General features: G+C 66.3%; 4 protein-coding genes. 3 read left to right on the top strand and 1 reads right to left on the bottom strand.

Annotated elements, in window-relative coordinates; translation table 11 throughout:
• Positions 1 to 97: 97 nt before the first annotated feature.
• The 3 genes from OQE62_RS13545 to OQE62_RS13555 all read left to right on the top strand — a co-directional run bounded on the left by OQE62_RS13545 (position 98) and on the right by OQE62_RS13555 (position 15058).
• Complete coding sequence (locus tag OQE62_RS13545) at positions 98 to 6904, top strand: YDG domain-containing protein (RefSeq protein WP_265722576.1); 6807 nt, start codon at positions 98 to 100, stop codon at positions 6902 to 6904.
• Positions 6905 to 6963: 59 nt separating this feature from the next.
• Complete coding sequence (locus tag OQE62_RS13550; protein ID WP_265722577.1) at positions 6964 to 7563, top strand: Vgb family protein; 600 nt, start codon at positions 6964 to 6966, stop codon at positions 7561 to 7563.
• A 670-nt stretch (positions 7564 to 8233) separates the two neighbouring features.
• The gene (locus tag OQE62_RS13555; protein WP_265722578.1) at positions 8234 to 15058 is read left to right on the top strand and encodes an autotransporter-associated beta strand repeat-containing protein; all 6825 of its coding nucleotides are present in this window, start codon (positions 8234 to 8236) and stop codon (positions 15056 to 15058) included.
• 240 nt (positions 15059 to 15298) lie between these two features.
• Here OQE62_RS13555 and OQE62_RS13560 read toward each other — a convergent pair whose 3' ends face one another.
• Positions 15299 to 16936, bottom strand: a complete 1638-nt coding sequence (locus tag OQE62_RS13560; protein WP_265722579.1) for an alpha-amylase family glycosyl hydrolase — start codon at positions 16934 to 16936, stop codon at positions 15299 to 15301.
• Positions 16937 to 17400: the final 464 nt, after the last annotated feature.

A 17400-nucleotide genomic window follows, 5' to 3' on the forward strand; every position in this document is an offset into this window, starting at 1 on the left:
GCTTCAGCCAGTGCAGTTGGTTCGGCCGCGTTGGTCGTACAAGGCCGCCGCAACGATGCCACAGAGTTTCGGATATTTTTGAAAGAGGGCTGCGACGATGAAGACCGAAGATAGCGGTGCGGTTTTGATGCGGGAGGACCGCGTGGCGGAGACAGGCGCATCCGGCGTACAAACTCCACGGCGCGCAACGGGCGGCAGTGAGAGGGCGCCGGTGGCGGTGAACGGTGAAACGGCGGCGTCGCCGGGGGAGGATCGGGTGCTGGCCGGGGAGGCGGCGGTGGCGCGCCGCGGCGCCGAAGTCGTTGTGCGGCAGCGCTCGACGGTGGCGGTGATCGCCTTCGACGAGCTGTCGCTGGGCGCGGATGCCACGCTGCGGCTGGAACAGCCGGGCGCAGCGTCGCTGACGGTGCTTGTGGTGCGCGGCGGCGTGGCCTCGACGCTGGCTGGGCGGCTGGAAGCGCCGGGCCGGGTGGTTTTGAGCAATCCGCAGGGCGTGGTATTTGCGCCGGGCGCAGAGCTGGTGGTCGCGGGCCTGGTGGCGGCCGCGCACGAGCTGGAGAATGCCTCCAGCCCGATGGCTTCCGACGCCCGGTTGCGCTTTGGCGGCGGTGCCACCTCTGCAATCGTGGAGAACGCGGGCGCGATTCGCACGGCCGAGGCCGGGTTTGTCGCCCTGGTGGGCCCCGAGGTGCGGCAGGGCGGCACGATTGTCGCGCCCCGCGGCCGGGTGGCGCTGGCGGCATGTGCCGGCTGTGCGGTGACGCCGGAGTCGGAGGAGCCGGTCGGTTTTGCGCCCGGAGATGAGCTGGCCGCCCGCGACAGCGGCGCCGGAATGGTCGTGCAGAGGGGCCGCATTGCGGCCGAGGGCGTGGATGAGGCCGGCCGGCCGGTGGCCGGGGGCGGACGCATCGCCATTACGGGGGGCCATGTCGGTCTCGGCGGCACGGTGAGCGTATCCGGCAGCGCGGGCGGGTGCCTCGCGGTGACGTCGTCGGGACTGTTGTCGCTGGGGGAGCGGGTCGAGGCCAGGGGCCTCGCCGGCGCCGGGGGCCAGGTCCACTACCAGGCCGCGCGCGTGGTGGAGACCGCCACTGCGCGGACGGACGCTTCGGGCAGCACGGATGGCGGCGCCGTCTCCCTGGTGGCGCGGGCGGACCTGCTGAGTTCCGGCACCTATAGCGCCGCCGGCGCCTCCGGGGTTGGCGGGCGGATCGATATGACGGCGGCCAATGTGCGGCTGCTGTCGGCGCGGCTTGTCGCGTCCGGGCCGCGCCGGGGCGGCCTGGTGCGCATCGGCGGGGCGTTTCGGGGCGGCAAGGTGGCGGATGTGCGCCGGCCCGAACATGCGGCCTTTGTCGGGCGCTGGGGCGCACTGCCGGACCTCGCCACGGCCGAGAGCAACTTTTTCAATGACGACACGGCGATCGATGTGTCGTCCCTATCCGGTATGGGCGGCACGGCGGTGATCTGGTCGGACGTCGAGACGACCTTTCTCGGCGGGATTGTGGCGGCCGGCAAGACCGGCGGCGGCGCGGTGGAGATCTCCTCCGCCGGCGAGTTGCGTCGGGCGCAGTTGTTGAATGTGAAGGTCGGCAAGGGCCAGTTGTTGCTCGACCCAAAATATCTCACCGTGGGGGCGGAAGCGCAGCACTGGGTGCCGCACTACATCATCGGCCCCGGGGTGGACCCCCTCAAAAGCGAAAAGGATCCCAAGCGTGAGGTCAACCAAAAACTTCAGCAAGCCTCACCGTATTTCGGCGCGTCGGCGGCGCTGAATGCCGCGGGAACGCGGCTCGCCGTGGGCGCGTTCACCGGAGACAAGGGCTCTGTGTACGGTGCCGTCTATCTGTTCAGCTTCAAGACCGTCAACTTCGGTGGCGCCGCGCTTATCGGCACCGTCGGCAAGGGCCACGATATCGATGTGCAGGACCTCAAGGGTGGCGAGCAGTTTGGCAGGTCCGTGGCGCTGAATGCCGCCGGAACGCGGCTCGTCGTCGGCGCCGCGGTCACAGAGCAAAAAACCGGCGCGGTCTATCTGTTCAAATTCAAGGACGGCGACTTCGGTGGCGGTCAAGCCGCCGGCATCATCGGCCACCCCACGGCAGCCAACGCCATCAAGGTGCCGAAACTTCAGCCGGGCAGCTACTTCGGCTGGTCGGTGGCCCTGAATGCCGACGGAACGCGGCTGGCCGTTGGCGCATGGGGCGACAGGGGCGAGGACAACTCAAACGCCAATACCGGTGCGGTCCATCTGTTCCAATTCAAGGACGGGGACTTCGGTGATTGTCAGCACGCCGGCGTTATCGGCAGAGGCTACAAGGAGCGCACGGATACCAGTGTGGATCTCCCACCGGGCGCCAACTTTGGCATATCGTTGGCGCTGAATGGGGATGGAACGCGGATGGCCGTCGGCGCGAGGAGGGCGGGCGCCGTGGGTGCGGTCTACCTGTTCAAGTTTGCGACCCGCGAGCCGGGGCCCGCCAAACTGGCCGCTCGCATCGGCAAAGGCCTCACAGGGCCGGACCTTGTCGCCCTGGGGGAACTGCATGGGGAGTTCGGTACCTCGGTGGCGCTGAATGCCGACGGAACGCTTCTGGCCGTCGGCGCAAAGGGCGATGCCGGCTCGGCGCCAACGCAAAATGCCGGCGCGGTGTACGTGTTCGGCTTTGCGGACCGGGACTTCGGTGGCGGCAAGCTCAAGGGTATCCTCGGCAGAGGCTATCGGCGGGCCGACGATGTCGATATGGCGAAGCTTAAGGAGAATGACTATTTTGGCACGTCTGTGGCGCTGAACGCCTATGGCACACGTATGGTCGTCGGCTATGCGCTCACCGGTTCACCCGGGGTCTACCTGTTCACCGCCGGAGACGAGAATCTCTCCGGGTATTTTCAGTATCACAACCATCAGTCTCAAACCGAAGCGGTGAAGGGGGAGGCCATTGCCGGGGTCCTGGCCGGCGGAACGGCGGTGACCCTGCAGGCGCTGAACGACATCACGGTCGATGCGCCGATCGACCTGGTGGCGGGCGCCTCTGCGGTTGCGGCGTTGACGCTGCAGGCCGGCAGGTCGGTGCATGTGAATGCGGATATTCTCACCCGCGGCGGCAAGGTGACGCTGAGCGCCAACGAGGATATCTCGCAAATTCCCGGTGCGAGCCTCAACCAGGATCCGGGCACGGGGGAGATAACGCTGGCCGCGCACAAGACCATCGATGCGGGATCCGGCGCGGTGGCACTGCGGTTGAACGCGGATCCGCGGTTGGTCAACCATGACATCGGCGATATTACGCTGTCCGGTGCTATCCGGGGCGGCAGCATCCAGGTGATCTCCGATGCCGCGGCGGTGGGCAAAGACAAGAGCGTGGTGCTGGCGCAGGGCGCGTCGCTGGCGGCTGGCGGCAAGGGCGATGCGTTGGTGATATCGGCGCCCGTGTTCGACAACCGGGCGGGGTCGCAGGCGCTGTCCGCCGCGTCCGGGCGGTGGCTGGTGTGGTCGGTCAAACCGGGAAAGGACCCGCTCGCCGGGCTGTCCCCGGACTTCAAGCAGTACTACGCCAAGTACGGCACGACCACCCCGGAGCAGGCGACCGGCAACGGCCTCCTGTACAGCGCGGGGGCGCCAGGGATAACGGTGAACCTCACCGGCGAGGTCAAAAAGCCCTACGACGGCAACGCCGATGCGAAGCTGGATGACGGCAACTATACCGTCGCCGGCTTGATGGCAGGGGAGACGCTGAGCGGCCCGAAGGCGGGGACCTACGACGACAAGAAAGCGGGCACGGGCAAGCTGGTGACGGTGGACGCGCCCGGCAACGAATTTGCCGTCAAGGCGTTGAATGGCCAAGTCAACGTCTACGGCTATCAGTTCCCCCGCCAGTTGAGCGGGAAAGTCGGCACCATTGAAAAGAAGGATCTGCACGTGACGGGTGTGGCGGTTGCAGACAAGGACGAAGACGGCAGCGACACCGCGACGGTGACCAACCCCGGCACTATCGACAAGCGGGATCTCGCCGACCCCAATGACGCCGTGCAACTGGTCACCGCGAAGGTGCAGGGGAAGTTTGCGCAGAAGGGCGAGGGCCACAATATCGAGGTGAGGCTGAGCGGCTACGCCCTCTCGGGGGCCGATGCGGGAAACTACAAAATCGTGGTTCCGGCGGTCACGGCCAGCATCCGGAAGTCGTCGGTGAGGACCCTGACCGTCGCGCTGCTGGGTGCAGTGGGTGAGGTGCACAAGGTCTATGACGGGACCACCGCGGTGACCGCGCCGCCCGCCAAGCTGAACTGCGAACTCAAAGGGTTGGACGCTGCCGACAAGGGCCAGGTTGAAGTTGACTGGTCCCGGGCGACCATGACGTTTGCCGACAAAAATGTCGGGACCTCCAAGCAGGTGACAGTGTCCGGGCTTGACTTGAAGGGCGCAGCAGCCGGCAAGTACAAGCTGCCGGCGGCGCAGGTGAGCGGAAATATCGGCGCTATCGACAAGGCGCCGCTGCCGGTATCGGGCGTGAGTGCCGCGGACAAGGTCTACGACGGGACCGTCAGTGCGGCGCTGAGCGGCGGCACCATCCAGCCGCTGGGCCAGGACAAGGTGACGCTGGAGGCGACCCATGCGGCGGGCACGTTCGCGAGCAAGAACGTGGGCCAGCATATCGCCGTGACGGCCAGCGGCTATAGCATCACTGGGGCGGATGCGGGCAACTACGATCTCAAGCCACCGCAGGGGGTGACCGCGACGATCACGGCCAAGCCACTGCCGGTATCGGGCGTGAGCGCCGCGGACAAGATCTACGACGGGACCGACAGTGCGACGCTGAGCGGCGGCAGCATCCAGCCGCTTGGCCAGGACAAGGTGACGCTGGTGGCGACCCATGCGGCGGGCAAATTCGCGAGCAAGGACGTGGGCCAGCATATCGCGGTAACGGCGAGCGGCTATACGATCAGCGGCGCGGATGCGGGCAACTACGGTCTCAGGCCGCCGCAGGGCTTGACCGCGACCATCGCGGCCAGGCCGCTGACCGCGACCCTGACGGGAGATGTGCGCAAAGTCTACGACGGCACGGTGGCGGCGACGCTCGGCGCCGCCAATATCCAGCTTGCGGGCCTTGTCGCCGGCGAGACGCTGGCGGCGGACACGGGCCGGGCCACGGCGGCCTACGCCGACAAGCGTGTCGGCGTCGGCAAGCCAGTGACGGTGTCCGGGCTCGCTCTCGGCGGCGCGGGTGCCGGCAACTACAGTCTGCCGGCGACACCGGTGAGCGCCAATATCGGCGCTATCGACAAGAAGCAGCTGCACGTAACGGGCGTGGCGGTTGCGGACAAGGACGAAGACGGCAGAAACACCGCGACGGTGACCAACCCCGGGGACATCGACAAGCGGGATCTCGCCGACCCCCACGATGCCGTGCAACTGGTCACCGCGAAGGTGCAGGGGCAGTTTGCGCAGGCGGGCGAGGGCCACAATATCAAGGTGACGCTGAGCGGCTACGCCCTCTCGGGGGCCGATGCGGAAAACTACAAAATCGTGGTTCCGGCGGTCACGGCCAGCATCCGGAAGCCGTCGGTGAAGACCCTGACCGTCACACTGCTGGGTGCGGTAGGTGAGGTGCACAAGGTCTACGATGGGACTGCCGCGGTAACCGCGCCGCCCGCCAAGCTGAACTGCGAACTCAAAGGGTTGGACGCTGCCGACAAGGGCCAGGTTGAAATTGACTGGTCCCGGGCGACCATGACGTTTGCCGACAAAAATGTCGGGACCTCCAAGCAGGTGACGGTGTCCGGGCTTGTGCTGAAAGGGGCGAAGGCCAGCAAGTACAAGCTTCCGGCAACGCCGGTGAGCGGGAATGTCGGCATCATCAAGCCGGCGCCGCTGCCTGTGTCGGGCGTGACGGTCGCGGACAAGGTCTATGATGGGACCGACAGTGCGGCGCTGAGCGGCGGCACCATCCAGCCGCTTGGCCACGACAAGGTGACGCTGGAGGCGACCCATGCGGCGGGCAGGTTCGGGAGCAAGAACGCGGGCACGCACGCGGTGACGGCACACGGGTATACGCTCAGCGGGGCGGATGCGGGGAACTATGCTCTCGCGCAGCCAACGGGGTTGACGGCGACCATCACCAAGAAGGCGCTGGCGGCGGCGCTGACCGGCAAGGTTCACAAGGTTTATGACGGGAACGAGACGGCGCCGGTCAAGACCGGCGACATCCATCTGTCGGGTGTCGTTCACAGCGAGACGGTGACGGTGGCGCTCGACCGGGCGAGCGCGGCGTTTGCCGACAAGCGGGCCGGGACTCCCAAGCAAGTGAAGGTCTCCGGGCTGGCGCTCGCCGGGAAGGACGCCGGCAACTACGAGCTCGCCGCGCCGCAGGTGAGCGCGAATGTGGGCACCATCGACCAGGCGCCCCTTCAGGTATCGGGCGTGAGCGCCGAGGACAAGGTCTATGACGGCGCTCCGGCCGCGACGTTGCACGGCGGCACCGTCCAGCCGTTGGCCGGAGATGCGGTGCAATTGGAGACGGCGGCTGCGAAGGGAACCTTTGCGACCAAGGACGTGGGCCAGCATATCGCCGTAACGGCGAGCGGCTATACGATCAGCGGGGCGGATGCGGGAAACTATTACCTCAAGCCGCCAACCACCGCGGCGAGCATCACGCCGAAGCTGTTGACGGTCACGGTGGAACATGCCTTTCGCCGCGCGCACCAGCCAAACCCGGCATTCCGCTATACGATCAGCGGCTTTGTGCCCGGCGAGGACCAGACGAGCGCGAAGGTCACCGGCATTCAGGTCACGACCGCGGCCGACGCCAATTCTCACCACGGCGAATATCCAATCAAGGCCAGTGGCGGATCGGCGCCGAACTACACCTTCAAATATATCGATGGCGTCCTTACGATTCATCGCTGAATGCTTTGCTTTTGCCGCGAGGGCATATATCGCTAAACCACTGAGAAGGGAGTCCGCTCATGGACGACAACTTGACGGCCATTTCGCTGGCGGCAGGAACAGATGCCGGCGGTATCGCCATCGCTCCCGATGGCACCGTGTGGGTCACAGACAAGCGCGAGCTTCCCGCCGGCACAGCGGGCCAGATATTTTCCATACCGCCCGACGGCGGCAAGTACCAGGCACATCCATTGCCCAAAGTCCCTGACGGGCGCGGAAAGCCGCAGCCGGCATACGTCGCTCTCCAGACAAGCGGGCACTCGGTCGAAGCAGTCTGGGTGAGCGATGTCGGGGCGGGTGTCGTCTATTGGCTCAAGCCGGGAAGCGGCGGCCATGATGAGGTCGGGTTGGTCGATATTGGCAAGGGCTCCAGGCCTCGCGGTCTCGCTTGGGACCAGGGGAGACGGCGTCTATGGGTTGCCGACGAGGCTGGACATCAATTGCTCGCCATCGATCCCGTACACGGCCAACCCGACCCGGCGCTTACAAGGTCTCGCCCCGGTTCGGCGATCGCTCTCGTGGCCGTCTCGCCTCAGGGCGTCTGGTTCACCGAGTTTGCCCCCGGCAAAGTCTCGGTCCTCGACGTCGACTGTTTGACGGCCCTGGATAGGGCGGTCTAGCGGCCTCCCGCTAGACCCAAAGCCGAATCACTCCATTCCCTGCTCTTCAGCGGTTCTCTGTATCAGCTCCTCCAGGCCCTCCGATTGGGAGAGGTCCAGGCATTGCATTATTGCCAGGTTCGCCCCGTGCTTGCTGGCGTATCCTTCCTTTCGATATTCGTCTACAAAGCCATATATCGCTAAACCACTAAGGAGGGAGTCCGCTTATGGACGACGACTTGACGGCCATTTCGCTTGCGGCGGGAACAGATGCCGGCGGCATCGCCATCGCCCCCGATGGCACCGTGTGGGTTGCAGGCAAGATAGTTTCGGGGTGGTTTTTTTTCCATTGCCTCAGGGGAGGACGGCAACTCCCTGTGAAGGGCCCGTCAGTGGTGGCGGCTTTGTCCTCCGGGCCGGGATCTGCGGCTCCCCCGCGCCTGTCACCATCTATACTGCTCCCATTGCCGAGGACGACCGAGTCGACAAGGCGACCCCGTTACGGGTGTCGCGGTTGCGGATCGGGTTCGCCCGACGGCAGCCGTTGCACCTCGGGTGCATGCATAGACACATAGCAGTTGGGTGACCGCAACCACTCTCCTCGCGGGAGAGCGGGCTGTTGTGATTGCGTTTTCTTGGCGATTCGAGGGCGGCGGGATCAAAGGGAATTGTCGGAGGCAACGGAGGCCCCATGTTTCGAAACCGGTCCCGGCACGCGGTATACGTGCGCTCGACGGCGCTGGCCAGCGCCTCGATGCTGGCCATTCCCACCCTCGTTCCCGTGGTCACGCCTGCCTGGGCGCAGCAGACACAGGACAACTGGATAGGCGCGGTATCGAACGTCTGGTTCGACCCACAAAATTGGCAGGACGGGACTGTGCCGGTCGCTGGAAAAAACGTCGATATCGATACGGACGCGCCGAATGGGAATGGGGCGGTGGTCGATGGCGCTCCGGCAATTGTCGGCCAGATTACGGTCGGCCGCACGGGTAGCGGCGCGCTTTCGATTCGCAACGGCGGGGTCGTCGAGAGCCTTGTTGGTTCCTTGAGCGGAAACGTGATTGGTGCAAATCCCGGATCTCGGGGCACGGTGACGGTAACCGGGCCCGGCTCGCTCTGGAGTATGGACGGTGCGCTGACCGTGAACAGCGTCCTCGCAATCGAGGATGGCGGTCGCGTGAGCGCCATTGGAACGACCAGCAGCGGAATGTCCATTAGCGACGGCGGCATTGTCACGGTCACCGGTCTCAATTCCGACTTCGAGACCAATGATATCCTGGAAGTCGGGGTGCAGGGAGCCGGCACCCTCACCATTTCAGCGGGCGGTGTGGTGACCAGCGCGCGAGGTGTTGTCGGCGATGAGGCGAACAGCACCGGCACTGTGACGGTGACCGGACCCGGCGCGCGCTGGAGCATGAACACTGGGCTGGCTGGGGAGGACCCGCCCCCCGGCGCGCTTCTTATCGGTGCGGAAGGCACGGGCAGCGTCACGGTCGCGGACGGCGGCCTGGTCAGCGCCAGCAACGGCATCACCATCGCCCAGGCGGCCGGCGCCACGGGTACGCTCAATATCGGCGCCGCAGCCGGTCAGGCCGCGGCCGCCGCCGGGGACTTGCAGGCGCCCACGGTCGCCTTCGGTGCCGGCACCGGCACCATCAATTTCAACCATACGAGTTCGGACCATATTTTCGCGCCTGCGATTTCCGGCACCGGATCCGTCAACCAGCTGGCCGGCACGACGACGCTGACCGGGAACAACAGCTACAAGGGTGCAACCACCGTCTCAGGCGGCAGACTGTTGATCGACGGCGACCACTCGGGCGCGACCGGCCTCACCAGGGTCCGGAGCGGCGGCACGCTCGGCGGCGAGGGCACCATCGGCGGCGATGTGACGGTCGACGGCGGCGGCAAACTCACCGCGTTCGACAACGACCAGGACGGCATCCACAAGCTCACCCTCAACGGCAATCTCGCCCTGCAGAGCGGCGCGACCCTCGACTACGATTACGGCCAGTCGCCCAATGGCGCTCCGGACGCGCTGATGATGGAGGTGGGCGGCGATGTCGATCTGGGCGGCAGTACCCTCAATGTCGCGAACAATTCGGGCCAGGACCTGGCTCCCGGCGTCTACGGGCTGATCCACTACGACGGCAACCTGAGCGGCCGTTTTGCCAATGCCAACCTGCCGAGCAGCGATTTCTCCGTGCAGACCTCGGTCGCCGGCCGCGTCAACCTGGTGAACGCGGCGGGCTTCCAGCTGAGCTTCTGGGACGGCGGCGGCACCCCGGGCAACGGCCGGATCGAGGGCGGCAGCGGTGTCTGGCAAGCCTCGGGCGACCGGAACTGGACCACGGTCGACGGCGCGCGCAACGGCAGCTTCGCCGACGACAGCTTCGCCATCTTCCTCGGCGCGCCCGGTACGGTGACGGTGGACAACGGCAACGGCCCGGTGAAGGTCGCGGATATGCAGTTCGCGGTCGACGGCTACAGGATCGCGGGCGACGCGCTCACGCTCGGCACCGACCCGGCCACGATCCTGGTGGGCGACAACACCGTCAACGGCGCGGGCTGGACCGCGACCATCGACTCGGTGCTTCGGGGCGATGCCGGGCTGATCAAGGAAGATCTCGGCACGCTGGTGCTCGGCGGTGCCAACAGCTACAGCGGCGGCACCACCATCAATGCCGGCACGCTGAGCGTTTCGAGCGATGCCAATCTGGGCGCGGCGGGCGCGGGCCTCACCATCGATGGCGGCACGTTGCAGACCACCGCCGGGTTCACGTCCGGGCGCGGCGTGACGCTCGGTGCCGGCGGCGGCACATTCAGGACCGACGCCCCTCTGCACCTCACCGGCGTTATCGGGGGTGCGGGCGCGCTCACCAAGACGGGGGCGGGCGCGCTGACCTTGAGTGGCACCAATACCTATCAGGGCGGCACAAGGGTCGACGCCGGCGTGCTGGTGGTCGGCGGAGGCGGCGCCACCGGCAGTATCGAGGGCGACGTCACTGTCAAGAAGGGTGCCGGGCTCGCCTTCGACCGGTCCAACGCCTACCGCTTCGACGGATTGATCGAGGGCGGCGGCAGCGTCCAGCAGGCGGGCACCGGCACGCTCACGTTCACCGCCGACAACACCTATTCGGGCGGCACGTCTATCGAGAGCGGCGGCACGCTGCAGCTCGGCAATGGCGGCACCAGCGGCAGCGCCGGCAGCGGCGATATCGAGAACCACGGCGCACTCGTCTTCAATCGCAGCAACGCGCTGGCGATCCCCGGCACGATTACCGGCGGCGGCCGCGTCGAGCAGGCGGGCAGCGGCACCACCACCCTGACCGGGAACAACAGCTATGGCGGCCCAACCACCGTCTCGGCGGGCACGCTCCTGATCGACGGCGACCAGTCGGGTGCGACCGGTCTCACCCGGGTTCAGAACGGCGGCACGCTCGGCGGCGAGGGCACCATCGGCGGCAACGTGAGGGTCGACGGTGGCGGCACGCTCACCGCGTTCGACAGCGATGGCGACGGCATTCACAAGCTCACCATCAACGGCGATCTCGGCCTGCAGAGCGGCGCCAACCTCGACTACACCTACGGCCAGTCGCCGAGCGGCAACCACGACGCGCTGATGCTGGAGGTGGGTGGCAATGTCGATCTGGGCGGCAGCACCCTCAACGTGGAGAACAATTCGGGCCAGGATTTTGATCCCGGTGTCTATGGGCTGATCCATTACCGGGGCAGCCTGAGCGGCAGCTTCGGCGCCACCAACCTGCCGTCCGGCGATTTCTCCGTACAGACCTCGGTTTCTGGCCGCGTCAACATGGTGAACACCGCCGGCCTCGAGATGAATTTCTGGGACGGGCCCGGGAATCCGAACGACGGCGTCATCCAGGGCGGCGGCGGTGTCTGGCAAGGCTCGGGTGGCAACACCAACTGGACCGATATCGGCGGCAGGGTCAACGGTGCTTTCACCGACGGCAGCTTTGCCATCTTCCAGGGCAGGCCCGGCACGGTGATCGTGGACAACAGCCAGGGCCAGGTCCGCGTCGCGGGCATGCAGTTCGCGGTCGACGGCTACACCATCACCGGCGACGCGATCGCGCTCGGCACCGATCCGGCGACCATCCGGGTCGGCGACGGCACGCCCAACGGGGCCGACGATACGGCGACGATCGAGTCGGTGCTTCGAGGGAGTGCCGGGCTGGTCAAGGCCGACCTCGGCACCCTGGTGCTCACCGGCAACAACACCTATTCCGGCGGCACGACGATCGAGGCCGGCGAGCTGGCGCTGGGCGGCAACAGCGGCAGTATCGAGGGCGATGTCACGGTCGAGGAGAACGGCCGGCTCGTCTTCGACCGGTTCAATGCCTACACCTTTGGCGGTGTGATCAGCGGCGGCGGCCAGGTCGAGCAGAGGGGGTTCGACACGGTCACCCTCACCGCCGACAACACCTATAGCGGCGGCACGACCATCTCCAATGGCAGGTTGCGCGTCGCCGGGACGGCCGGCACCCTCGGCACCGGCGATGTCGGCATCGCCGGCGGCGGTACGCTCGTGTTCGACCGCACCAACACCTACACCTACGGCGGTGAGATCAGCGGCGCCGGCAGGGTCGAGCAGGCGGGCAGCGGCACCACCATCCTCACCGGCGACAGCGACTACAAGGGCGGGACCTGGATTGCGCGGGGCACCCTGCAGCTCGGCGATGGCGGCGGGACCGGCAGCATCACGGGTGACATCGCGACCGGGCAGGCCGGCAGGCTCGCTTTCAACCGTTCCGATGCGTACACCTTCGGGGGCGTGATCAGCGGCGCCGGCCGCGTCGAGCAGGTGGGCAGCGGCACCACCACCCTGACCGGGAACAACCGCTACAGCGGCACGACGACGGTTTCCGACGGCAGGCTGCTGATCGACGGCGACCAGTCGGCTGCCACCGGTCTCACCCGGGTTCGGGACGGCGGCACGCTCGGTGGCGGGGGCACCATCGGCGGCAATGTGCGGGTCGACGGCGGCGGCAGGCTCACCGCGTTTGACAGCGATGACGACGGCGTCCACAAGCTCACCATCAACGGCGATCTCGGCCTGCGGAGCGGCGCCAACCTCGACTACACCTACGGCCAGTCGCCGGGCGGCAACCACGACGCGCTGATGATGGAGGTGGGCGGCAATGTCGATCTGGGCGGCAGCACCCTCCATGTCAGGAACCATTCGGGCCGGGACTTCGATCCCGGCATCTACGGGCTGATCCATTACGGCGGCAGCCTGAGCGGCAGTTTTGCAAATACCAACCTGCCGTCCGGCGATTTCTCCGTGCAGACCTCGGTTCCTGGCCGCGTCAACATGGTGAATACCGCCGGCCTCGAGATGAATTTCTGGGACGGGCCCGGGAATCCGAACGACGGCGTCATCCAGGGCGGCAGCGGTGTCTGGCAAGGCTCGGGCGGCAACACCAACTGGACCGACATCGAGGGTACACCCAACGGTGCCTTCACCGACGGCAGCTTCGCCATCTTCCAGGGCAGGCCCGGCATGGTGACCGTGGACAACAGCCAGGGCCAGGTCGGCGTCGCCGGCATGCAGTTCGCGGTCGATGGCTACACCATCATCGGCGAGGCGATCACCCTGGAGAGCGATTCCGCCACCATCCGGGTCGGCGACGGAACGCCCAACGGGGCCGACGATACGGCGACCATCGGGTCGGTGCTTCGGGGGAGTGCCGGGCTGGTCAAGGCCGATCTCGGCACCCTGGTGCTCACCGGCAACAACACCTATTCCGGCGGCACGACGATCGAGGCCGGCACGCTGAGCGTTTCGGACAATCGCAATCTGGGCGCGGCGGGCACGGAACTCCGCTTCGACGGCGGCATCCTGCGGGTGACCGGGACCGACTATAGGACCACCGACCGGCCGATCGCCTGGGGCACCTTTGGCGGTGGCTTCGACATCGCGGACGCCGCCAACACCTTCACGCTCGATCAGACCCTTGCCGGCAGCGGCCCGCTCGACAAGCTCGGCGGCGGCACGCTGCATCTCACTGGCGACAGCTCGGGCTTCACCGGCGAGACCGAGATCCTGGCCGGCACGCTCGCGGTCGACGGCAGCCTGTGCGGCCCGCTGACGATCCGCGCCGGCGGCACCCTGGCGGGCACCGGCACCGTCTGCGATACGACCAGTTTCTCCGGCGGCACCATCGCGCCCGCCGGCCCCGGGCACATCGGCACCCTCACCATCGACGGCGACTACACCAGCAATGGTGGCAATCTCGCCATCGATGCAGCGCTCGGCGACGATTCCTCGCCGAGCGATCTTCTCCACATCACCGGCGACACCCTCATGGGGTCGGGGGCGACCCGGATCTTCGTGACCAATCTCGGCGGTGACGGCGGCGAGACGTCTGGCGACGGCATCAGGATCGTCCAGGTCGACGGCACCTCGTCGGCCGATCTCTTCGAACTCGGCGCACCGGCGATCGGCGGCGAATACAGCTACGACCTCTTCTTCGAACCGGGCGACGGCGACTGGTTTCTGCGCAGTGTCGGCCTGGCCCCGACGGTGCCGACCTATGAGGCCTATGCGGCGACGCTGCTCGACCTGATGGCGCTGCCGACGCTCAGGCAGCGGGTCGGCAACCGCTATTACGCGTTTGCCGGCGGCGGCGCCGATCTTCCCACGGCCGAAGAGCCGGCGACCGAGTCGATGGGCCATTCCGGCGGGCGCGTCCTGCGGACGCGGATCGAGGCGACTCACGGCCACTTCGAAGGGGCGTCGAGCCTCGGCACCGAATATGACTCGACCCGCACGCTCGTGCAGGTCGGCGCCGACGGCCAACTGGCCGACAAGGCTTCGGGCATCGTCATCGGCGGGCTCACCGCGCACTACGCCCATGCCGAATCCGACATCGAGTCGGAAACCGGCAATGGTACCGCTTCGACCGATACCGTCGGGGTCGGCGCATCGCTGACCTGGTACGGCGACGACGGCCTTTATGCCGACGGTCAGGCGACGCTTGCCTATCTCATGAGCGACCTCAGCGCCACCGGTATCGGCGCGCTCGTCGACGACAATTCGGGTTGGGGCTACGGGCTCGGCATCGAGGCCGGCAAGAGAATCGCCATCGGCGGCAACTGGTCGGTGACGCCGCAGGCGCAGCTCTCCTACACCGGGGTCGATTTCGACGACTTCACCGACCCCTTCGACGCCGACATCGCGCTGGAGAGCGGCGACAGCCTCAACGGCCGGCTCGGTGTCGCCTTCGATACCGCCGGCTACGGTGCCGGGAGCGGCGGCCACGTCTATACGATCGCCAATCTCACCTACGAATTTCTCGATGGCACCGCGGTCGACGTCGACGATACGGTCCTCGACTTCGAGCCGCACGATTTCGGCGGCGAGCTCGGCATCGGCGGCACCTATGAATGGGGTGGCGGCAAATATACCGTCCACGGCGAGGCGCTCGGCCAGACCAGCTTCGAAGGCAGCTATGGCTTCAAGGGCATCGTGGGGTTCTCCATGCGATTCTGACCAGCGGTTGACAGCACTTCTGCCGGGGGAACAGCCTGTGGAAGTGGACCTGGTCGGCGGCTTGCTGGAAACCTCGTAGACCACCCGGGAGATATTCTCTGTTTCGTCGACCCGATTGCGCCGTCTCCCGGCTTACAGCTTGAGCTCAGGAAGGGAGAGCAGAAGGAAAAGTGAAGCGCCCCGGCCGACGAATGGCGGTTGCGGTACCGGGACACTTCTCAAACGGAGACTGACTGATTGCTACTGGTTCAGGTGCAACACGCGCGCGCCGGCCACCGGCAGTTTGATCTCGCCGCCGGCCACCTCGCCGGCAAACAGCTGCGGGGTAATGTCCTCGGCTGGGGCAAACTCTTCCGGCAGTGCGAGTGTCCCCTCGCCGGTGCCCATATTCAGTACCACCAGCAACTGTTCCGTTTGGCCGCGGCGGTAGAAGGCCAGCAGGTCGTTGCCGGTATCCAGCACTTCCTGTTCGGCGGTGGCGATTTCCGCGGATAGCCCCCTGTGCCAGTCGATCAGCGCACGGAACTGGTTCAGTGTGGAGTTCGGATCCTGCTCCTGGACGCTCACCGCTTTCGGGTGGTGCTCCTGCGGTACCGGTAGCCAGGGTTTTACCTCGGAGAAACCGGCGTTGACGGCGCCGCTGTCGAACCAGGGCATGGGCGTGCGGCAGCCGTCGCGGCCCTTGAATTCCGGCCACAGGTTGATGCCGTAGGGGTCCTGCAGGTCTTCGAAAGCGATCTCCGCTTCCTCCAGGCCCAGTTCCTCCCCCTGGTACAGGCAGACGCTGCCGCGCAGGGTCAGTTGCATCAGCACGAACAGCGGCGCGCGGGCCAGGGCCTGTTCCGTACTGAATTCGGCGTTCCAGCGGGTCAGGGAGCGCGGCACGTCGTGGTTGGCGATGGACCAGCAGGGCCAGCCGCGCTCGATCACTTCCCGGTTTTTCTCCAGCGTGTCGCGCAGGAACTGCGCGCTGTGGTCGCTGCCCAGCAGGTCGAAGGAGTAGGCCATGTTGAGGCGGTGTTCGGTGGTGTACTCGGCCATGATCTTGTGGGTGTTGTCGTCGCCGACTTCGCCCATGGTGATGGTGCCCGGATACCGATCCGTCAGCTGGCGCACCCGCTGCAGGAACAGCAGGTTTTCCGGCTGGGATTTGTCGTGGATGTGCCACTGGTATTCGTAGGTGTTGACCGGCGGCAGGCCCTTCTCGTCCAGTTCCAGCGGGCGCGGCGGATTGTCATCCAGCGAGCGGTTGTGGAAGGCGTGGTTGATGGCGTCCAGGCGGAAGCCGTCTACGCCGCGGTCGAGCCAGAATTTCAGGTCTGCCAGCAACTGTTCCTGGACCGCCGGGTTGTGCAGGTTCAGGTCCGGCTGTTCCTTCAGGAAGTTGGTCAGGTAGTACTGGCGGCGGCGGGTGCACCAGCGCCAGGCGCTGCCGCCGAAATTGGACATCCAGTTGTTGGGCGCGCTGCCGTCCGGCTTGGGATCGGCCCAGACATACCAGTCGGCCTTGGGGTTGTCGCGGTTCGCGCGGCTCTCCTCGAACCAGGGATGCCGGTCGGAGGTGTGGCTCAGGATCTGGTCGATGATGACCTTGATACCGCGCGCGTGGGCGGCCTCGATCAGTTCGTCGAAGTCCGCCAGGTTGCCGAAGATCGGGTCCACATCGCGGTAGTCGGACACGTCGTAGCCGAAATCCACCATCGGTGACTTGAAGAACGGCGAGATCCAGATGGCGTCCACACCCAGTGACTGCACATAGTCCAGCTTGCGGGTGATACCGGGCAGGTCGCCGATACCGTCGCCGTTGGCGTCGCAGAAGCTGCGGGGGTAGATCTGGTAGATGACGCTATTGCGCCACCATTCGCTGTTACCGCTCATAACTCAGTCCGTTGGATCGTCGTTTATTAGGATAGGGTCAGTGTCCTGTAAGGTGCTCAATGCGGATATCAGAGCCCCCCAAATTGTTCACAGCAAGGCGCCGCTCGCAGGGAATGGTGGTTCCATTTGCAAGAGCGGTAACGCCGCTGTGGACCCTCTCTACCAGGTGAAGAGGGGGGGGCTCCCTTCGGGCGGGCCGCTAAGCAGCCATCTGCGGCGTTGCACTTGCTTGACATAGAACCACTATGCCTGCACAAGTGCGCCTTGCATCTGGCCGCTTAGCGGCCCGCTGATATCCGCATTGAGCACCTTACAGAACACGAGTATGGCGGCGTTGGGCGGGGGATGCCTCCTCCCCCGAACGGGGGGAGAGATGGAAGCACCTGGCCTGTTTCGGGACATACAAATGACGAGATTTTTCTGACCAATCAGTCATGTATCGGATCCCGGGACCGCGGAGCTCC

Origin of the sequence: Microbulbifer halophilus (assembly GCF_026183675.1) — a bacterium.
Taxonomy (GTDB): Bacteria; Pseudomonadota; Gammaproteobacteria; order Pseudomonadales; family Cellvibrionaceae; genus Microbulbifer; species Microbulbifer halophilus.

Coding starts and splice junctions, on each gene's coding strand:
- OQE62_RS13545 (WP_265722576.1), top strand. CDS start 98: ATGAAGACCGAAGATAGCGGTGCGGTTTTGATGCGGGAGGACCGCGTG.
- OQE62_RS13550 (WP_265722577.1), top strand. CDS start 6,964: ATGGACGACAACTTGACGGCCATTTCGCTGGCGGCAGGAACAGATGCC.
- OQE62_RS13555 (WP_265722578.1), top strand. CDS start 8,234: ATGTTTCGAAACCGGTCCCGGCACGCGGTATACGTGCGCTCGACGGCG.
- OQE62_RS13560 (WP_265722579.1), bottom strand. CDS start 16,936: ATGAGCGGTAACAGCGAATGGTGGCGCAATAGCGTCATCTACCAGATC.